Source organism: Bradyrhizobium sp. BWA-3-5, assembly GCF_032917985.1.
Classification (GTDB): Bacteria; Pseudomonadota; Alphaproteobacteria; order Rhizobiales; family Xanthobacteraceae; genus Bradyrhizobium.
In genome coordinates, this window is record NZ_CP136626.1 from 3,610,776 (window position 1) to 3,631,002 (window position 20,227).

At 62.5% G+C, this 20,227-nt stretch carries 14 protein-coding genes, 2 tRNA genes and 1 pseudogene; 10 read left to right on the forward strand and 7 right to left on the reverse strand.

Annotated elements, in window-relative coordinates; genetic code table 11:
* Positions 1–135: 135 nt before the first annotated feature.
* Both glnA and RX331_RS17450 read right to left on the reverse strand, forming a co-directional pair.
* A complete protein-coding gene (gene glnA, locus RX331_RS17445) occupies positions 136–1,545 on the reverse strand; it encodes a type I glutamate--ammonia ligase (RefSeq protein ID WP_317257690.1) in 1,410 nt (469 codons plus the stop codon).
* A 138-nt stretch (positions 1,546–1,683) separates the two neighbouring features.
* On the reverse strand, positions 1,684–2,022 hold the full coding sequence (locus RX331_RS17450) for a P-II family nitrogen regulator (protein WP_027537227.1): 339 nt from the start codon (positions 2,020–2,022) through the stop codon (positions 1,684–1,686).
* Between the two features lie 404 nt (positions 2,023–2,426).
* On the opposite strand from RX331_RS17450, the gene RX331_RS17455 reads away from it, so the two are divergent.
* Positions 2,427–3,926, forward strand: a complete 1,500-nt coding sequence (locus tag RX331_RS17455; RefSeq protein WP_317257691.1) for an NAD(P)H-hydrate dehydratase — start codon at positions 2,427–2,429, stop codon at positions 3,924–3,926.
* Positions 3,901–4,350 (forward strand): annotated as a pseudogene (locus tag RX331_RS17460) (GNAT family N-acetyltransferase); the annotation flags it as partial. The gene RX331_RS17455 and the pseudogene RX331_RS17460, both read left to right, overlap by 26 nt.
* 57 nt (positions 4,351–4,407) lie before the next feature.
* Here RX331_RS17460 and RX331_RS17465 read toward each other — a convergent pair.
* From RX331_RS17465 to RX331_RS17475, 3 genes are all read right to left on the reverse strand, one after another.
* The gene (locus RX331_RS17465) at positions 4,408–5,502 is read right to left on the reverse strand and encodes an acyltransferase (RefSeq protein ID WP_317257692.1); all 1,095 of its coding nucleotides are present in this window, start codon (positions 5,500–5,502) and stop codon (positions 4,408–4,410) included.
* A gap of 79 nt (positions 5,503–5,581) precedes the next feature.
* Positions 5,582–6,664 (reverse strand): enolase C-terminal domain-like protein, encoded by a 1,083-nt coding sequence (locus RX331_RS17470; protein ID WP_317257693.1) that lies wholly within the window; start codon positions 6,662–6,664, stop codon positions 5,582–5,584.
* 9 nt (positions 6,665–6,673) lie between these two features.
* A complete protein-coding gene (locus RX331_RS17475; RefSeq protein ID WP_317257694.1) occupies positions 6,674–7,957 on the reverse strand; it encodes a multicopper oxidase family protein in 1,284 nt (427 codons plus the stop codon).
* 174 nt (positions 7,958–8,131) lie between these two features.
* Here RX331_RS17475 and RX331_RS17480 point away from each other — a divergent pair.
* The 7 genes from RX331_RS17480 to RX331_RS17510 all read left to right on the forward strand — a co-directional run bounded on the left by RX331_RS17480 (position 8,132) and on the right by RX331_RS17510 (position 16,061).
* Positions 8,132–8,216, forward strand: a tRNA-Leu gene (locus tag RX331_RS17480).
* A gap of 162 nt (positions 8,217–8,378) precedes the next feature.
* A complete protein-coding gene (tig, locus tag RX331_RS17485; RefSeq protein WP_317257695.1) occupies positions 8,379–9,743 on the forward strand; it encodes a trigger factor in 1,365 nt (454 codons plus the stop codon).
* 294 nt (positions 9,744–10,037) lie between these two features.
* Positions 10,038–10,670, forward strand: coding sequence for an ATP-dependent Clp protease proteolytic subunit (locus RX331_RS17490; RefSeq protein WP_317257696.1), 633 nt, complete (start codon positions 10,038–10,040; stop codon positions 10,668–10,670).
* Between the two features lie 449 nt (positions 10,671–11,119).
* Positions 11,120–12,394: an ATP-dependent Clp protease ATP-binding subunit ClpX gene (clpX, locus tag RX331_RS17495; protein ID WP_283034548.1), complete on the forward strand. Its 1,275-nt coding sequence runs from the start codon at positions 11,120–11,122 to the stop codon at positions 12,392–12,394.
* A gap of 302 nt (positions 12,395–12,696) precedes the next feature.
* The gene (gene lon, locus RX331_RS17500) at positions 12,697–15,123 is read left to right on the forward strand and encodes an endopeptidase La (RefSeq protein ID WP_317257697.1); all 2,427 of its coding nucleotides are present in this window, start codon (positions 12,697–12,699) and stop codon (positions 15,121–15,123) included.
* 331 nt (positions 15,124–15,454) lie between these two features.
* Positions 15,455–15,856, forward strand: a complete 402-nt coding sequence (locus tag RX331_RS17505) for a GFA family protein (protein WP_317257698.1) — start codon at positions 15,455–15,457, stop codon at positions 15,854–15,856.
* A 128-nt stretch (positions 15,857–15,984) separates the two neighbouring features.
* Positions 15,985–16,061 (forward strand) — tRNA-Val (locus RX331_RS17510).
* 179 nt (positions 16,062–16,240) lie between these two features.
* Here the strand turns inward: RX331_RS17510 and RX331_RS17515 are convergent.
* The gene (locus RX331_RS17515) at positions 16,241–16,897 is read right to left on the reverse strand and encodes a hypothetical protein (RefSeq protein ID WP_317257699.1); all 657 of its coding nucleotides are present in this window, start codon (positions 16,895–16,897) and stop codon (positions 16,241–16,243) included.
* A 771-nt stretch (positions 16,898–17,668) separates the two neighbouring features.
* Between RX331_RS17515 and RX331_RS17520 the strand changes: the two genes are divergently transcribed.
* Positions 17,669–18,529, forward strand: coding sequence for a class I SAM-dependent methyltransferase (locus RX331_RS17520; protein ID WP_317257700.1), 861 nt, complete (start codon positions 17,669–17,671; stop codon positions 18,527–18,529).
* A 375-nt stretch (positions 18,530–18,904) separates the two neighbouring features.
* Here RX331_RS17520 and pepT read toward each other — a convergent pair whose 3' ends face one another.
* A complete protein-coding gene (gene pepT, locus RX331_RS17525) occupies positions 18,905–20,161 on the reverse strand; it encodes a peptidase T (RefSeq protein WP_317257701.1) in 1,257 nt (418 codons plus the stop codon).
* Between the last annotated feature and the right edge of the window lie 66 nt (positions 20,162–20,227).

Consider the following 20,227-nt stretch of genomic DNA (forward strand, 5'->3'; position numbering starts at 1 on the left):
CCACGATTTAGGAGAAGTTTTGGTTTCACTGGGATATTGGAACTGCATCCCCCGGACCAAACAAAAGGCGCCCCGAATGGGGGCGCCTTTCGCATCTTTCGGGCGGTGACGTCGGCGGAAATCCCCGCGCAACCATCACTGCGAATAATACATCTCGAACTCGACCGGGTGCGGGGTCATTTCGAAGCGCTCGACTTCGGTCATCTTCAGTTCGATGAAGCTGTCGATGAAGTCGTCGTCGAACACGCCGCCGTTCTTGAGGAAGGCGCGGTCCTTGTCGAGGTTTTCCAGCGCCTCGCGCAAGCTGCCGCACACCGTCGGGATCTGCTTCAGCTCTTCCTTCGGCAGGTCGTAGAGGTCCTTGTCCATTGCCGGGCCCGGATCGATCTTGTTCTTGATGCCGTCGAGGCCGGCCATCAGCATCGCGGCGAAGCCGAGATAGGGGTTGGCCATCGGGTCGGGGAAGCGGACTTCGACGCGCTTGGCCTTCGGGTTCGCCGTATAGGGGATGCGGCAGGAGGCAGAACGGTTGCGCGCGGAATAGGCGAGCAGCACCGGGGCTTCATAGCCCGGGACCAGGCGCTTGTAGGAGTTGGTCGACGGGTTGGTGAAGGCGTTGATCGCCTTGGCGTGCTTGATGATGCCGCCGATATAGTGGAGGCAGGTTTCCGAGAGGTCGGCATATTTGTTGCCGGCGAACACCGGCTTGCCTTCCTTCCAGATCGACTGGTGGCAGTGCATGCCCGAGCCGTTGTCGCCATAGACCGGCTTCGGCATGAAGGTAGCAGTCTTGCCGTAGATATGGGCGACCTGGTGGATGCAGTATTTGTAGATCTGCATCTGGTCGGCCATCAGGGTGAGCGTGTCGAACTTCATGCCGAGCTCGTGCTGGGCGGAAGCGACCTCGTGGTGATGCTTCTCGACCTTGACGCCCATCTTGGCCATGGCGCCGAGCATTTCCGAGCGCATGTCCTGCACCGAGTCCTGCGGCGGAACCGGGAAGTAGCCGGCCTTGGTGCGGATGCGGTGGCCGAGATTGCCGCCCTCATATTCGGTGTCCGAGTTGATCGGCAGTTCCGAGGAGTCGAGCTTGAAGCCGGTGTTGTAGGGGGTGGTCTGGTAGCGCACGTCGTCGAACACGAAGAATTCGGCCTCGGGGCCGAAGAACACGGTGTCGCCGACGCCCGACGACTTCACCATGGCCTCGGCCTTCTTGGCGATGCCGCGGGGGTCGCGGTTGTAGGGCTCGCCGGTGGTCGGCTCGAGCACGTCGCAGACGATGACCATGGTGGTCTCGGCGAAGAACGGATCAATCGTCGCGGTAACCGGGTCGGGCATCAGGCACATGTCGGATTCGTTGATCGCCTTCCAGCCCGCGATCGAGGAACCGTCGAACATCTGGCCTTCGGCAAAGGTGTCCTCTTCGATCATGCTGACGTCGAAGGTCACGTGCTGCCACTTGCCGCGCGGATCGGTGAAGCGCAGGTCGACGTATTTTACGTCGTTGTCCTTGATCGATTTCAGGACGTCTTTGGCGGTCTTCATGAATACCCCTTTTGGCTACGGACGGTTTCCAGAACGCGACATTTCGCAGACGATCGCAACAGATGCCGCGAACGAAATCGGGCTGCGGGAGCAGCCCTTTTCTTGATTTTTAGCCGCAAAATTCGGATACCACCGCCCTTAGATAGCGTCCAGCCCGGATTCGCCGGTTCTGATCCGGATCGCTTCCTCGATGTTGGAGACGAAGATTTTGCCGTCGCCGATGCGCCCGGTCTGGGCGGCGCGGCGGATCGCGTCGATCGCCTTCTCGACCAGCTCGTCCGAAATCACGATCTCGATCTTCACCTTGGGCAGGAAGTCGACGATGTATTCCGCACCGCGATAGAGCTCGGCGTGGCCCTTCTGCCGGCCAAAGCCCTTGGCCTCGGTCACCGTGATGCCCTGCAGTCCAACTTCCTGAAGCGCCTCTTTCACCTCGTCGAGCTTGAATGGCTTGATGATGGCTTCAATCTTCTTCACTGAGCGCCTCCCGGGCATTTCCAAAAATTGCAGATAGGTCGATGTCGCAGCCTGGTGAACTTTCCCTGGCGCCGTCTGGTTTGATCCTTGCATTCGGCAAAGCCGGATAATGATCCAGCAAAACCGGAATTGCTCATTCTCGCCGCTCACGTGCGACGATCTTGGGCTCGGTATTCCAACCGGCTTCCTCAAAAGCAGGGTCTATGCCAAGTTGTTAATGCGCCTGATTTCGGAACGTTATCAGACTTTTAACAGGCAGGTGAAAGAGGACTGGCCGAGTGACGCATGATAGCGAAGCTTATAAAATAGGCAAATCGATCAATTCGTATGCAGCCAAGGGCGAAGCAGGCCGCTAACACGGCGGAATGTGCCTCTGGAAAAGGCTGACGGATCGAGGATTCGGCATGGAAGTTTTGACCACGACGGAGATGGAGCGCGCCGACGAGCTGACGATCGCCGCCGGCACGCCCGGCTTTGCGCTGATGATGAGCGCGGGCCAGGCGGTGGCGGAAGCCGCGATGGACCTTGTTGAGGAGGGGCCGATCGCGGTGGTTGCCGGACGCGGCAACAATGGCGGCGACGGTTTTGTCGCGGCGGCCGAGCTGGCCGCGCGCGGCCGCGATGTCTCGGTCATCCTCTTGTGCGAGCGCGACAGCCTGCAGGGCGACGCGGCGCTCGCTGCACGCGGCTGGAAATATCCGGTGCTGCCGTTCAACCCACAGGCGATCGGCAAGCCAGCGCTGATCATCGACGCGCTGTTCGGCGCCGGGCTCAACCGTCCCGTGAAGGGCGATCCGCTCGAGATGATCGAGGCCATCAATGCCAACGGCGCGCCCGTGCTCGCGGTCGACCTGCCGAGCGGCATCAACGGCACCTCGGGCGCGGCGATGGGGGCTGCGATCAACGCGGTGGAGACCGTGACCTTCTTCCGCCGCAAGCCGGCGCATCTCTTGATGCCGGGGCGGAAACATTGCGGGCGGGTTCGCGTCGTCGATATCGGCATCGATCCGCGCGTGCTGGAGGAAATCCGGCCGCGCACGTTCGAGAACGTTTCGCAGACCTGGCAAAACTCCTTCCCGGTGCCGGCGATCGACGGCCACAAATATGCCCGCGGCCATGCGGTGGTGCTGTCGGGGGAGGTGGCCTCGACCGGCGCGGCGCGGTTGGCGGCGCGCGGGGCGCTGCGGGGCGGGGCCGGGCTCGTCACAGTGGCCTCGCCGCGCGACGCGCTCGCCGTGAACGCGGCGGCGCTGACGGCAGTGATGGTTCGCGCGGTCGATACGCCGATCGAATTTGCCGAGATGCTCGCCGACCGGCGGCTCAGCGCCATCGTGGTCGGTCCCGGTGCCGGCATCGGCGAGCGCACGCGCGATTTCGTGCATGCCGCGCTGTCGACGAAGCGCGGCCTCGTGCTCGATGCCGACGCGCTGACGAGTTTTGCCGAGGCGCCGGAGCGGCTGTTTGAATCAATCAAGGCGAGCGAATATCCGCAGGTCGTGCTCACCCCGCATGAGGGGGAGTTTCCACGCCTGTTCAGCGATATCAGCAACAAGCATCCCGGTCGCTCCAAGCTGGAGCGGGTGCGCGATGCCGCCGAGCGCGCCGGCGCGGTGGTGCTGCTGAAGGGGCCGGATACGGTGGTGGCCTCGCCCGACGGCCGCGCGGCCATCGCCGCCAACGCGCCGCCCTGGCTGGCGACGGCAGGGGCCGGCGACGTGCTGGCCGGGATGATCGCGGGGATGCTGGCGCAGGGCGTGCCGGCGTTCGAAGCCGCATGCATCGGCGTCTGGATGCATGGCGAGGCCGCGGGCGAAGCGGGGCCCGGGCTGATCGCGGAGGACCTGCCGGAAGTGCTGCCCGCGGTGTTCCGGCGGCTCTATGACGGGTTCGGGATTGAGTATTAGGCAACTCGAACTCGCCGACATGGACGCCGCGGCGCGCGTCCATCGCGCGGCGTTCGACCATGCCTTGCCCTGGCTCCGTGGCCTGCACACGCCGGACGAAGACCGCTGGTTCTACCGCGAACGCATGTTCAGAGAATGTCAGGTACACGGCGCCTTCGAGGACGACGCGCTGGCCGCCATCATCGCCTTCCGAAGCGGCTGGATCGATCAGCTCTATGTACTGCCGCAGGCGCAGGGAGGCGGCGTCGGCAGCGAGTTGCTGGATCTCGCCAAGCGTGCGTTCGATCGTCTCCAACTGTGGACGTTTCAGCGCAATTTGCGCGCGCGTCGCTTCTATGAAGCGCGGGGCTTTGCACGCGTCGAGGAAACCGACGGCGCCGGCAATGAAGAGAAAGAGCCGGACGCGCGCTATCTCTGGACGCGCGTCAGTCCCGCAGGATCGATAGGGCGCAGCGCAACCCGTCAGTTCTCGTTAGCCCGATTACGCCCGGGCGATACTCGCAACGGCAATATTCTGGGCGGGTGGCCGATACTGGTATTTGCGATGCCCCAACTCGATAAGCGGCTTTTCGAGAAACCGATAACTTGCCATGCAGATCAGAACGGACATTGCAAATGAAAGAATGACAACAAGCTCCGGCAAGTTCCTGAATGCTCCGTTGATGTTCGCAAACACGATCCCGTGCACGAGATATAGTGCATAGGAGATACGGGCGAAAAAAGCTGCTGCGCCGGTTCGAAGAAAAGCAAGCTCGCGAGCCCCCCTGTTCTGTACGGTCATGAACAGGGCGGAGCCGCAGAATGCCACCAGATAGGTGTGCACCCAATAGGCCCACGAAACGTTCTGGCCCACTGCAAAAACAGCGGCGGGCATAAGCAGCAAGGTTACCCAGAACGTCGCTCGAAACATCGCTTTCACGCGAGGGCCCGGAGGCGAATATTCGAACCACGCAACAATGGCTCCCACAGCCAGGATGTCTGCGCGAAGCGGCATGAGGACGTAGTAGCCAAATCGATCGTCAAGGCTGTAACAGATCGCCCGTCCAATCGGGCAGAGGATGATCAGGCTCAGCAATAGCGGCAGGAAATACTTGCGAGACGTGACGAGGACGATCATGGGGAAAACGAGATAGAACTGTTCTTCAACCGCCAACGACCAGGTGCCGGAAAGCGAATACGCACCGTAGCTCTGCCGAGCGGCCATGAAAAAGTTCTGCACGCCGATGATGTACGACCACCACGGCAGATCGCCATCGTTCATCCGGCCGATCTTCGTCAGCAACCAAAGGCCTACGACCGCGCCGTAGATCGGAAGAATGCGAAAGCACCGCCTTCCATAGAACGCTGAAAAGTAATTCGTTGCATCTGTGTGCTTGAGCAAGATGCGTGTGATCAAAAAGCCGGACAGGGCAAAGAACAAGTCAACTCCGGCCCGCCCGAATGCGAGAACTTGCCATTCAAAGGTATCGGGACCGCCTTGCATGCCGAGATAATGCCAGGCGACGACCACCAAGATAGCGGTGGCGCGCAGGCCATCCAGTTCCGGAATCCGATGGTCGCTGCCGGCGCCTGTCATCCGGCAGCCCTAACAGCCGCAAACTGAGCGGGCAAGACGCCGCGTATTGCAGTCAATCTTGTCATTGAACGAGATGCTTCTAAGCGAGATATTTCGCCACCGCTGTCTCGTTCCATTCCAGCCCGAGGCCCGGCCCGCGCGCAGTAATCGTGCCGTCAATGATCTCGGCGGGCTTGGCGAGGATCACGCTGGCGAAATCGAGATGTTCGAGCCAGTGCGCGGTCGTAGTCACCGCCAGCATGTGGGCGCTGGCCTCCGCAAACAGATGGCTCGACATGGGAATGTTGGCGGCTTCGGCTTGCGCGGCGACCTTCAGCCAGCCGGTGACGCCGCCGCACTTCATCAAATCGGGCATGATGAAGTCGCTCGCGCCGGCCGCGATCGCTTCGGCAAAGCCGCGCGGGAACCACCAGTTCTCGCCAGCTTGAATTGGCGTCGGCGAGGTCTCGCGCACCTTGGCATGCCCCAGAAGATTTTCCTGCGGCACCGGCTCTTCGATCCAGTGCAGATCGTAAGGCGCGAGGCGGGCGATACGGCGCGTGGCTTCCGCTGTAGCGAGCGACTGGTTGAAGTCGATCATCAGCGCGATATCAGGGCCAATCAGCGCACGCACGCCCTTGACCACGCGCTCGTCATTGGCGGCATCGCCATCGCCGCCCTTGATCTTGATGCCGCGAAACCCCTGTTCGAGCGAATGGCGCAGCGCGCGTTCGTCGGCGACCGGATCGACCACGCCATAGCTGTCATAGGCTTGGATCGGTTTCGGCGAACCGCCGAGCAGTTCGACCACTGGCTTGCCGGCCAACTGTCCGAGCGCATCCCAATAGGCCATGTCGAGGCCTGATACCGCCATGCCGACGAGGCCCTGCCAGCCGAGCAGGCGGAATTTGGCATCCATTGCCGCCATCAGATCGTAAGGTGCGACCGGCCGGCCGGTGAGTTCGCGCCCGATCTCCTCGATCAGGTGAACCAGCGGCTTCAGCGTAATCTTGGCGTAGGCGAAGATGTAGGCGCGGCCGGTAACGCCCTGATCGGTCTCGACGTCGATCAGAACCAGCGGCCCGGCATCGATAACGCCAAAAGCGTTCTTCACGGGACGCTTGAGCGGCACAACGAGACCGCGCGCCTTGACGCTGCAGATGGCTGGGACGGTTTTGCTCATTTTGTTTCCTCACTCGACCCCATACCATCGCACGAACCGCGGTGCAGCCCAATCGGTCGCGACGGATTCGATCAGCCAATGCCCGGCATGTTCGGCCGCAAAGGCGATGCGGTGGGTCTGGCCAGGCTCGATCGCCAGCGCGTCCAGCCAAAATGGCTTCCAGCCATCGTCGAGCTTGTCGAGCAGGCGGAAATGATGGCCATGCAGACGAAAGACGGTTGCGACGTCGGCTCGGTTGGTCAGTGCCAGCACGACGATGCGCCCCGCCTTGACGCGGAAGGCCGGCTGTGGCGACGCGGCCAGGTTTGCAATTACGGTCCACTCAGGCCCGTTCAACGCGATATTGGCGCGGATCGCGTCCTTGAGATCAAGCCGCGCCGGCAGCCCGTTGGACGGCAAAGGCGAAGGAGGCGGCAGTGGAGCCGCACGCGCGGGCGGCTCGCCCGACACGATGACAAGGCCGAGGGGACGGGCTTGCCGGCCATCGTGCAGGAGGATCTTGAGCTGCGAGCCTGGCGGTCCCGTGACGTCGACAAAAGCGTCGACCCGGCTGCCCGGTGCCAGCACCAGCGCGCCGTTGCGGGCCGGGAACGGCTCGGCCGGCTGGCTGTCGATCGCCATGACGGTGACGTCAAGGGACTCCAATTTCAGCGCGACGACCGTGCGCCGGCTGCCGTTGATGAAGCGAAGCCTCAAGCGCTCGTTGGATCGGGCCGAGAGGTCCACTGAGGGCTTCCCATTGAGCGTATAGGAAACCGTGGTTTCGTTCGGGTCCGTGCCGGGCACGGCAGCAGTCCCATCCGCCCGTAACCGCCATTCCTCGACCAAAAGCACCTCGTCGCGATCGACGCCGACGGGCTCGCTTTCGGCGACCACCACGGGCTGGCCCCTGGTCGGTAGTGCGTTTTGGTTGGCGAACACGCTCATGTCGCACAGGACGGTTCCGGCGTGGCGCAATGGAATCCGGACGTTTTCCCAGCCTGAAGCGGCCAGCAGCCGGCGGCCAACGAGCAGCTCGATGGCAGGAACGCCATCGATTCCACGCCAATCGAGGCCCACCGGGACGGCCAAATCATTGGCAAATTCGACCTGAAGGTTTTCGCCGCGGCGGAAGCGGAGCTCCGGAGCCGCGAGCATCCAGACCGGCGTTTCCAGGCCTCCGGGATGGAGCTTGAGGGCGCCCTCCCGGGCCCGGATCGCAACCGCCGGGCGTCCTTGGGCGGCGCTGCCGCCCGGTACCAGCAGGCCGAGAGAGGCAGCCCCAAACCCCGCCATCAATGCACGCCGATCCATCCGAAAACTCCCTTGCCATGAGGCCGATCCGGACCATTTCTAAGGTGAGATGTCCAGTTGCGGCGGTTCGGCCCAATGCAGTCGGGACGGGCCATTTTTTTGCTGCGGAGGTGGTGGCTCATGTTATAAGCCGCCGCCCGCGGGCATCGCGGCCGGGCCTATGATGCACTTCACGCGGGCGTGGCGGAACTGGTAGACGCGCTGGATTTAGGTTCCAGTGACGAAAGTTGTGGGGGTTCGAGTCCCTCCGCCCGCACCAAGCGCTCCAAGCGTTTGCATGACGAATATTGGAGGGCCCGCTTCCCCTGGGGGAGCCAAGGCCCGCCGAACCACCGGCGTCAGGCCCCCAAGGCCACGCCTCTGACATTTGAACACTGCCGGGCTGCTTCCAGCCCGGCGCAAGCGGAAGAAGATTGATACCATGCAGGTCACCGAAACCCTCGCCGAGGGATTGAAGCACGAGTTCAAGGTCAGCGTCCCCGCATCGGATCTCGACGCCAAGGCGGACGCCAAGCTGGTCGATCTCAAGGACAAGGTGCGCCTCAACGGCTTCCGTCCCGGCAAGGTGCCGGTCGCCCACCTCAAGAAGGTGTATGGCCGCTCCGTGATGGCCGAGACCATCGACCAGACCATCCGCGACACCAACACGCAGATCTTCACCGACCGCGGCTTCCGTCTCGCCACCGAGCCGAAGATCACCATGCCGACCGAGACCAAAGAGGTCGAGGAGCTGCTCGCCGGCAAGACCGACCTGACCTACACGGTTGCGATCGAGGTGGTGCCGACGATCCAGCTCGCCGATTTCAAGACCTTCTCGGTGGAGAAGCCGGTGGTCGACGTCACCGACGCCGAGGTCGACGAGGCGATCAAGCGGATCGCCGATCAGAACCGTCCCTACACGGCAAAGGGCGAGGGCGCCAAGGCCGAGAAGGGCGATCGCGTCACCATCAACTTCAAGGGCACCATCGACGGCGTGGCGTTCGACGGCGGCACCGGCGAGGGCATCCAGGTCGTGATCGGCGCCGGGCAGTTCATTCCGGGCTTCGAGGAGCAGCTCGAAGGCATCGGTGCCGGCGAGACCCGCACGCTGAAAGTGTCGTTCCCGAAGAACTATGCCAGCGAGAAGCTCGCCGGACAGGCGGCGGAGTTCGAGACCACGGCAACTCTGATTGAAGCGCCCGGCGAGACTGCGATCAACGACGAATTCGCCAAGACGCTCGGCCTCGAATCGCTCGACAAGCTGAAGGAGGCCGCGCGCGAGCGTCTGGTCGTCGAGTTCGCTGGCGCGACGCGCCAGCGCGTCAAGCGCGCGCTGCTCGACCGTCTCGACGACAGCCACAAGTTTGAGGCGCCGCCCTCGCTGATCGAGGAAGAGTTCAACCTGATGTGGAACTCGATCAAGGCCGAGATGGAGTCGTCAGGCAAGACCTTTGCCGACGAGAACACCACCGAGGATGCGGCCAAGGAAGAGTACCGCAAGATCGCCGACCGCCGCGTGCGGCTCGGCCTCGTGCTCTCCGAAATCGGCGAGAAGAACAAGATCACGGTGACCGACGACGAAGTCGGCCGCGCAGTGATCGAGCGGGCGCGTTCGATGCCTGGCCGCGAGAAGGAAGTCTGGGATTACTATCGCAGCAATGCCAATGCGCTGGCCCAGCTTCGTGCGCCGATTTATGAAGATAAGGTCGTCGATTTCATCCTCGAACTCGCCAACGTGACCGAGAAGAAGGTCTCGCGCGAGGACCTGTTCAAGGACGACGAGGCCGACGAGAAGAGCGCGGCCTGATCGATTGGGTCAGCCTGATGTTAATGATGAACGGCGAAAGCGGCGGGGCCCTGGCATCCGCCGCTATGAGATCGCCTGCGAATCAGCTTGAACTCGGCTCAATCGGCTCTCGATCGCCCGGTCTTGTCGCCGGGAAATTGGCTCATATCTGTGAGCGGCTCGCAGGAGCGAGCTGTGAGTTGAAGTCCTGCATCACGGGACGTTCGTCCGCGCACGGCAATCCATGCCGATTGGCCTGCCTTGCCGATGGATGTTCGCCTCCGTTCAGTCCCTACCTAACCCTTGGGGTAACCAATGCGCGATCCCGTTGAAACCTACATGAACCTCGTTCCGATGGTGGTCGAGCAGACCAACCGCGGTGAACGCGCCTACGACATTTTCTCGCGGCTCTTGAAAGAGCGCATCATCTTCGTGACCGGCCCGGTCGAAGACGGCATGTCGACACTCGTCGTCGCGCAGCTTCTGTTCCTGGAAGCCGACAATCCGAAGAAGGAAATCTCGATGTACATCAACTCGCCCGGCGGCGTGGTGACATCGGGGCTTGCGATCTACGACACGATGCAGTTCATCCGTCCTGCGGTGTCGACGCTGTGCACGGGGCAGGCTGCCTCGATGGGCTCACTGCTGCTGGCGGCCGGCGAAAAGGACATGCGCTTCACGCTGCCGAACTCGCGCATCATGGTGCATCAGCCGTCCGGCGGCTTCCAGGGCCAGGCTACCGACATCATGCTGCACGCGCAGGAGATCCTGAATCTCAAGAAGCGCCTCAACGAGATCTATGTGAAGCACACCGGCCAACCCTACAAGGCGATCGAGGATGCGCTGGAGCGCGACAAATTCCTGACCGCCGAAATGGCCCGCGACTTCGGCCTCGTTGACAAGGTGATCGACAAGCGTCCGGAAGAGGCGAGCCCGGCGAAAACCTAGTAAACGGAAAACCCCGTAAGGTAACGGGTTGCGACACCCCGCATTGACCTTAACGGCTGGCTGAATCGGCAAATTCGGCCGAAAGCGCACTTCTATGCCCCCGCATGGGCCGAAAGTTCCGCTTTCGTGCCGGTTTTGCCGCGTGGCAATACCGCAACGCTCGGTCGATTTCGTGAACTTCGCCCCGTGCGAATGCCACAAATCACGGTATTGTCACGGGTAGCCATTCCGGCCCCGATTAGCGAATTCTTGATAGTCGGGTGCCAGCATGGTTGGCTGTGTGGACTGGGTTAAGATCGCGGGGGATTCTCGAGCCGTGATTCGCAGCACGGTGCGTAACTGAGTTAGGGTCTTTTCTGGTACGGAATTTGCTCTATCTACCTTGAGGTCCGGTACAGTACCGGAATGGGTCGATCGGGTAACGGATCGAACGGCGGACGGAGACAGGAATGAGTAAGGTTGGCACGAGCGACTCCAAGAACACGCTGTATTGCTCGTTCTGTGGAAAGAGCCAGCACGAAGTCCGCAAACTCATCGCAGGTCCTACCGTTTTCATCTGCGACGAATGCGTTGAACTCTGCATGGACATCATCCGCGAGGAGAACAAGTCCTCGCTGGTGAAGTCGCGCGACGGCATCCCGACGCCGAAGGAAATCTGCAAGGTGCTGGACGACTACGTGATCGGCCAGAACCATGCCAAGAAGGTGCTGTCGGTCGCGGTTCACAATCACTACAAGCGGCTCAATCACCAGACCAAGCACAACGACGTCGAACTCGCGAAGTCGAACATCCTGCTGATCGGTCCGACCGGCTCGGGCAAGACGCTGCTGGCACAGACGCTGGCGCGGATTCTCGACGTGCCCTTCACGATGGCGGATGCGACGACGTTGACCGAAGCCGGCTATGTCGGCGAGGACGTCGAGAACATCATCCTGAAGCTGCTGCAGTCCGCCGACTACAATGTCGAGCGCGCGCAGCGCGGCATCGTCTATATCGACGAAATCGACAAGATCAGCCGCAAGTCCGACAATCCCTCGATCACCCGCGATGTGTCGGGCGAGGGCGTGCAGCAGGCGCTGTTGAAGATCATGGAAGGAACGGTTGCCTCGGTGCCCCCGCAGGGCGGCCGCAAGCACCCGCAGCAGGAATTCCTGCAGGTCGACACCACGAACATTCTGTTCATCTGCGGTGGCGCCTTCTCGGGCCTTGAGAAGATCATCTCTGCGCGCGGGCGTTCGACCTCGATCGGTTTTGCCGCCCAGGTGCTGGCGCCGGAGGATCGGCGTACCGGCGAAATCTTCCGCCACGTCGAGCCGGAAGACCTACTGAAGTATGGTCTGATCCCGGAATTCGTCGGCCGTCTGCCTGTGGTTGCGACCCTGGAGGACCTCGACGAGAATTCGCTGAAGAAGATCCTGGTCGAGCCGAAGAACGCGCTGGTGAAACAATACCAGCGGCTGTTCGAGATGGAGAACATCGAGCTCACCTTCGCCGACGAGGCGCTTGGCGCGGTCGCCCGCAAGGCGATCGAGCGCAAGACCGGCGCACGCGGATTGCGCTCGATCCTCGAGGCGATCCTGCTCGAGACCATGTTCGACCTGCCGGGCCTGGAAGGCGTCGAGGAGGTCGTGATCTCGCGCGAAGTGGTCGAAGGAACCGCCCGTCCGCTGTACATCTATGCGGACCGTTCGGACCGGGCCGTCGAGAGCAGCGCCAGCGCCTGAGCGCGCTCGCCAAAAGTTGTGTGAATAAGACGGCCGCCGGACCTTCCGGCGGCCGTTTTGTTGCCGGTATTCCACATCCGTTTGGCCCGAAATAGTGGGCATTTTTCCGTGACTTGACACCCCCGTACCCGATAGCCACCTAATGCCGGTGGTGGCGGAAATCACGTTCGAGATTCGTCGCAAAATCCTCCGGTAAAAGCGGCTGCGAAGCAGCTGAAATGACCGGAACTTACGGCACCTTGTGGCAGTTGCGCCGGCTAGAGCGGATTGCGTGCAAGGGGGCAAAACAAGAGGAATAGGCCATGACGACCCCAAAAACCCGGCCAACCATCGTTCTCGGCGAAAGCCATTCGTATCCGGTGCTGCCGCTCCGCGATATCGTCGTATTTCCGCACATGATCGTGCCGTTGTTCGTCGGCCGCGAGAAGTCGATCCGCGCCCTCGAAGAGGTAATGAAGAACGACGCGCTGATTTTGCTCGCGACGCAGAAGAACGCGTCCGACGATGATCCAAGCCCGGAATCGATCTATGAGGTCGGTACGCTCGCCAGCGTGCTGCAGCTCCTGAAACTTCCCGACGGCACCGTGAAGGTGCTGGTCGAGGGCCTGGAACGCGCGCGCGTGCAGAAGTATTCCGACCGCACCGAATACTACGAAGCGACCGCGATCGCGCTCGCCGATACCGACGCCAATTCGGTTGAAGCCGAAGCCCTGGCGCGCTCGGTCGTGTCCGATTTCGAAAGCTATGTGAAGCTGAACAAGAAGATCTCCGCCGAAGTCGTCGGCGTGGTTCAGGCGATCACTGATTTCGCCAAGCTGAGCGACCAGGTCGCGCAGCATCTGGCCGTCAAGATCGCGGACCGGCAGGGCATCCTGGAGACGTTGTCCGTCACGCAGCGCCTGGAGAAGGTGCTGGGCTTGATGGAGAGCGAAATCTCGGTGCTGCAGGTCGAAAAGCGCATCCGCTCGCGCGTCAAGCGCCAGATGGAGAAGACCCAGCGCGAGTATTACCTGAACGAGCAGATGAAGGCGATCCAGAAGGAGCTCGGCGACGACGAAGGTCGCGACGAGCTGGCCGATCTGGAAGAGAAGATTGCCAAGACCAAGCTTTCCAAGGAAGCGCGGGAGAAGGCGCAGCACGAGCTCAAGAAGCTGCGCCAGATGTCGCCGATGTCCGCGGAAGCCACCGTCGTGCGCAACTATCTCGACTGGCTGCTGTCGATCCCGTGGAACAAGAAGTCCAAGGTCAAGAAGGACCTCGAGCAGGCGCAGGCCGTGCTGGACTCCGACCACTACGGGCTTGAGAAGGTCAAGGACCGCATCGTCGAGTATCTCGCGGTGCAGTCGCGCGCCAACAAGCTGACCGGACCGATCCTGTGCCTCGTCGGACCTCCCGGCGTCGGCAAGACCTCGCTCGGCAAGTCGATCGCGAAGGCCACGGGCCGTGAGTTCGTGCGCGTTTCGCTCGGCGGTGTGCGCGATGAAGCGGAGATCCGCGGTCACCGCCGCACCTATATCGGCTCGATGCCCGGCAAGATCATCCAGTCGATGCGCAAGGCGAAGACCTCGAACCCGCTGTTCCTGCTGGACGAGATCGACAAGATGGGCGCCGACTTCCGCGGCGATCCGTCATCGGCGTTGCTTGAGGTTCTGGACCCCGAGCAGAACTCGACCTTCAACGACCACTATCTGGAGGTCGACTACGATCTGTCGAACGTCATGTTCATCACGACCGCGAATACGCTGAATATTCCGGGTCCGCTGATGGACCGCATGGAGATCATCCGGATCGCCGGCTACACCGAGAACGAGAAGGTCGAGATCGCGCGCAAGCACCTGATCCCGAACGCCATCTCCAAGCACGGCCTCGATTCGAAGGAATGGTCGATCGACGACGATGCCTTGCTGTTGATGATCCGCCGCTACACCCGCGAAGCGGGCGTGCGCAATCTGGAGCGTGAGCTCTCCACACTCGCCCGCAAGGCGGTGAAGGAGCTGATGATCTCCAAGAAGAAGTCGGTCAAGGTCACAGAGAAGACCCTGGAGGACTTCCTCGGCGTGCCGAAGTACCGCTTCGGCGAGATCGAGAGCGAGCCGCAGGTCGGTATCGTCACCGGCCTTGCCTGGACCGATGTCGGCGGCGAGTTGTTGACCATCGAAGGCGTCATGATGCCCGGCAAGGGCAAGATGACGGTCACGGGCAATCTGCGGGACGTGATGAAGGAATCGATCTCGGCGGCGGCGTCCTACGTCCGCTCGCGGGCGATCACCTACGGGATCGAGCCGCCGCTGTTCGACCGGCGCGACATCCACGTCCACGTGCCGGAGGGAGCAACCCCGAAGGACGGACCGTCGGCGGGTGTGGCGATGGCCACCGCGATCATCTCGGTCATGACCGGCATTCCGGTCCGCCATGATGTCGCGATGACCGGCGAAATCACGCTGCGCGGCCGCGTGCTGCCGATCGGCGGTCTGAAGGAAAAGCTCCTGGCTGCCGCCCGCGGCGGCATCAAGACGGTGCTGATCCCCGAGGACAACGCCAAGGATCTCACGGAGATTTCCGATGCGATCAAGGGCGGCATGGAGATCATCCCGGTCGGAAGGCTGGATGAGGTGGTCGCCAAGGCGCTGGTCCGCACGCCCACGCCGATCGTCTGGGAAGAGGACACCAAGGTGGCCGTCAAGCCCGACGCAGGCGAGGAAGCCGGCGGCGGCCTGACCGCCCACTGATCTACTAGACTGAACAGTGATAAAACGGCGCCCGCGGGCGCCGTTTCCTTTTGGGTTTGCGCGCCGTCGTCGTCGTGGCTGGGACCTGATCCCAGGTCGTGTCTGGGACATCCCCGGTTCTTGTCCCGGACGCGGCGCGGCACCATCAGCGCGTTCACGCGCATCTTCGACGCGCTATGGTGCCGCGACGCATAGCCGGGACCCAGTTAGCCACCTCTGGGTCCCGGCTCTGCGGCGCACCGCCAAGAGGCGCTGCACCGCGTCCGGGACACGGCGAGCGGTTGTCGAGCAATCTTTACGGATCGGATTTGATCAGGCGGAGTTGAGGCGAATGGAAATCGACGGGCAATGCCATTGCGGGCGCGTGACCTATCGGGCCGAGATCGATCCGGCGAAGGTGTCGATCTGCCACTGCACCGACTGCCAGAACCTCACAGGCTCGCCGTACCGCGTCACCGTGCTCTGTTCCGCCGAGCAGATCCGGATGACCGGCGCGCCGGCAAAGGTCTACGCGAAGAAGGGCGACAACGGCCGCACGCGCTTCCAGCATTTTTGCGAGGCCTGCGGCTCGCCGCTGTTCTCCAGCGGCGAGGCCGGGGCGGACGATTGGGGCATCCGCTGGGGCAGCATCCGCCAGCGCGGCGAGCTCAAGCCAGCGCGGCAGATCTGGTGCCGCTCCGCCGCACCCTGGATCAATGAGATCGGCACGTTGCCGGGGCGGCCGACAGACTGAACAGGGTTTTCGTGCGCTGCCGTCGTGGCCCAGCGGTTTCGCGGCAAATCTGCCGGTTTCGGGCCATTTGGCAGCGCCAGCCTCGCTTGCGTTCACACCTTCCCGCGCTGTAGATAGGGGCGGCTCACGGGCGGCTAGCTCAGCTGGTTAGAGCATCTCGTTTACACCGAGAGGGTCGGGAGTTCGAATCTCTCGCCGCCTACCAGCCTTCGCCCCCGCGGGGGCTTCGGCCCGGCATGCCAGCCTTCGCGGCCGTGATGCCGAGTCCTTCAGGACAGGAAAAGGCCGCGGCTGTTACTTCGCGCGATCTGGCTCCGGACACCCGGCAGCGGAATCAAAACGCGGGGCCGAAGCCCCGCGCATTGTCCTCTCTCGATCCTCATTTCAGCCTTGCGGACTGTGCGTCGTCGCCGGGGGGCTTAACGGGGCTCCGCCGAGCGAAATAGGTCCGAAAGGTTGAGGCTGTCGAACCATCTTTTTCCGCATCGTGCGGGATAGCCGGTTACGCCCGTGCTCGGTTCGAATGGAGGAGGTCACTTCCGGGGTGATCGCATTCTGCAGCGTCTCGACCTTCGCCATCAGCTTGGAAATCTGCGCGGAGATCTTCTTCACGTCTTCATGTTGATCCGTGATCTGGGAGGATATCTTCTTCACACCCGCCTGCTCGTCGCCGACGCTCTGGCGCAGCGAGGCAAGCGCAATGGAGTCCTGCTGCAGGAGAGCGGTGTTTTGTTGCAGCAGGAGATTACTTTCTTGCAGCGCGGCAACGTGCTGCTGCTGGGTCGACTGAATATCCTTCAATGTGGCCACAGCCGGATCCGGCGTCGGATCGGAAGCTTTGGGAAGCGGAAGCAGTTCGGCCAAATGGCTGATGTCCGGCAACGAAAACTCGGACGGCGACAAGGTATAGATGGCCGCGCTGGTGTTTATTCCGAGAGCGAAGATGGCGAGCGCCAGGACCGACTTTCGGCCCGTCTGCTTGGTCGACGCGGTGGAGTTGGATTGTTCGATGTTGTCCTGCTTTTCCGATGTCGTGGTCACGTGCCCTAACCCCCAATGAGCGAAACAAAAAAAGGAGCCGTCGCTGGATCGTCCGTTGCGACGGCTCCTTTACGCGACACTCAACGAGAACTGTCCGGAATAATAAGCTGATGAGATTAATTCCGCGTTACGGCGCTTCGGCTCGGCAAGAGCCAGCCGGGTCGTAGCGCGGGGCGGTGCCGAGCGATGTCGCACCACCCCGCAACTCCTAACCTCTACAGTCGGCCTCTGCACGTCTCGCGATACCGACGGCAATTTCCTTCGCCTCGTTCGCCAAGCTGATCCTTGTTGAGGCAAGCAGATCTCAGTTCGGCGCACACATCCCTGCGAACCGGTCGTCCGCAGGCCTCCCGATATCTGCGGCAATTTCCTTCGCCACGCTCTCCAAGCGCGTCCTTGTTTTCGCAGGCGAGCCTTAGTTGCTCGCATCGCCCGCCTCCTCGGTCTACGCGGACGCCACCCGGTCCAATCTCGATGGACTGAGAAAAGGCCGAAATCGGAAATACAAAAAGAGCGGCTGCCGCGGCGCCAAACACATATTTGCGCATTCCATTCATCTTGGTCCCTCCAGGTGCTAGTGCCGGTCGATTGCCTTGCGGCAATAGATCACGCGAGAGACGGGATATCGTTCCGAAGTAAATGCACGAAGGTATATTTATGACCCCAAATCTTGGGATACATGAACGAGCGAAGCGGCATCACGGCTAGGATACGGCAATGATGCGGCGTCAATGGGCGCGATGAACGTTCGAAAATCAAAGGGAGTGCGAAATGGATAAACCGGCAAGCCACGATCAGAACGCCGATCAGGTCGCTTACTGGAATGGCCCCGCCGGGCAGCGTTGGGCCGATCGCCAGGCGGCGCAGGACGTGCTGCTCAAGCCGGTTGCCGACCTCGTCATCGAGCGGGCCGGCTTCAAGGTGGGCGAGCGCGTGATCGACGTCGGCTGCGGCAGCGGCGCCACGGCGATTGCGTTCGCGCGGAAGGTCGCGCCAACGGGCCATGTGCTCGGGGTCGATGTCTCCGGCCCGATGCTGGAGCGGGCGCGGCAGGCGGCGCCGAAGGACCTGCCGATCGATTTCGTGCTGGCCGATGCTACCGTGTATCCGTTCGAGCCGGCGAGTTTTGACGTGCTCGCCTCGCGGTTCGGCGTGATGTTCTTTGCCGATCCCGTGCTGTCGTTTGCCAACATGCGCAAGGCGCTGCGGCCGACGGGACGGCTGGCGTTCGCGTGCTGGCGCGAGCCGCGCGAAAATCCGTTCTTCATGGCGCCGCTTTCGGCCGCCTACAAGCACGTGCCGAAGCTGCCGCAGCAGGGACCGGAAGATCCCGGGCCGTTCGCCTTCGCCTCGGAGGCGCGGGTGCGCCGCATCCTCAGTGAGGCCGGCTTTACCGGCATCGGGCTTGAGGCCTGTCCGCTGCTGCTGGATGCCGCCATCGGCCGCGGCCTCGATGGCGCGGTGCAAGGGGCGTTCGAGATCGGTCCGGTCAGCCGGGCGCTGGAGGGGCAGCCGGAGCATCTTCGCGCCGCCGTCGCCGCGTCGATCCGCGAGGCGCTGACGCCGTTTGTGAAGGGCGATGCCGTACTGCTGCCGGCGTCGGTCTGGATCGTGACGGCGGGGGCGTCGTAGCTCACGCTCGCGCCACACGATTGCGTCTGCGGCCCTCCAGAATGAACGCCGGATCGCCATCGCCACGCCACCAAATCGCCTGACGACTCAACGATAGCTATTACGGCAGGCTGGCGGATGCGCATGAGTTGCAGGTGTGATGCGCGGACCCAATCCATATCTGACGCCAGCCCGGGCCGGGCTGATCATGATCGCGGTCCTTGTGTTCGGCGTGATCTTCGTACGGATACTCACGATGTCCGGGCAGAGCGAGGTCCGCAGGGACACCCCACCTGAGAGTGTGGGTCGAGCCACCGTGGATATCGGGGGTATCAAAGGCCTGCGCGGATCGCTGCCGTAAGGCAAGCCGGCGGCAGGCGTTGGACCGGCGGGCCGCTACGCCCGCTCTTCCCAGATCATGGCGAGATGCACGATCGTCTCGGCGGCCTTTTCCATGTCCTGGCGGCTGACCCATTCCAGGCGCGAATGGAAGGCGTGTTCGCCGGCGAAGATATTGGGGCAGGGCAGGCCCATGAACGACAGCCGCGAGCCGTCGGTGCCGCCGCGGATCGAGCTTCTGACCGGTGTCAGGCCTGCGCGCCTGATCGCCTCGATCGCGTAGTCGACGGTTTCGGGGTGGCGGTCGATCACCTGCTTCATGTTGCGGTATTGCGGCTTGACTTCCATCCGGTAGCTGGAGTGCGGGTAGTCCTCCATCACAGCTTTGACGATACCTTCCAGAAGGGCTTCCTTTTGCTGCAGGCCTTCGTCGGTGAAGTCGCGCACGATGAAGCCGATGGTGGCCTTCTCCAACGCTCCCGAAATGCCGATCGGATGCAGAAAGCCTTCCTTGCCCTCCGTCGTTTCCGGTGAGCAGGTGTCCTTCGGCAGGCGGTCGATGATGGCCGCCGCAATCTTGATCGCGTGCTCCATCTTGCCCTTGGCGAAGCCGGGATGGGTCGAGACGCCCTCAATGGTGATGGTGGCGCCGTCGGCCGAAAACGTCTCGTCCTCGATATGGCCGGCGCTCTCGCCGTCCATCGTATAGGCGAAGTCGGCGCCGAGCTTTTTCAGGTCGACCTTGTCGACGCCGCGGCCGATCTCTTCGTCGGGCGTGAACAGGATCTTGATCGTGCCGTGCTTCAGTTGCGGGTTCTGAACCAGGAACCGCGCGGCATCCATGATCTCGGCGAGGCCGGCCTTGTTGTCGGCGCCGAGCAGCGTCGTGCCGTCGGTCGTGATGATGTCATGCCCGATCTGGCCTTTGAGCGCGGGGTGATCGGCGGCGCGGATCACCAGGGTCGGATCGGCCGGCAGCACGATGTCGCCGCCCCGATAATTCTTCACGATCTGCGGCCTGACGCCGGCGCCGGTGCAGTCCGGCGAGGTGTCCATGTGCGAGCAGAAGCAGATCACCGGCACCTTCTTGTCTGAAGTGGCCGGGATAGTTGCGTAGACATAGCCGTGCTCGTCGAGATGGGCGTCGGTGAGCCCCAGCGCCTGCAGTTCCGACGCCAGCAGGCGGCCGAGATTCTTCTGCTTTTCGGTGGAAGGGCAGGTCGGCGAATTCGGGTCGGACTGGGTGTCGATCACGACATAGCGCAGGAAACGCTCGGTGACGTCGTGGGTGAAGGCGAGGGGCGAAGGGGGCATGACGATCCGGAAAAGGTAAGCGACAGGAAGGCTCTATAGCAGAAAGCGCCGCACCGGGCCGCGGGC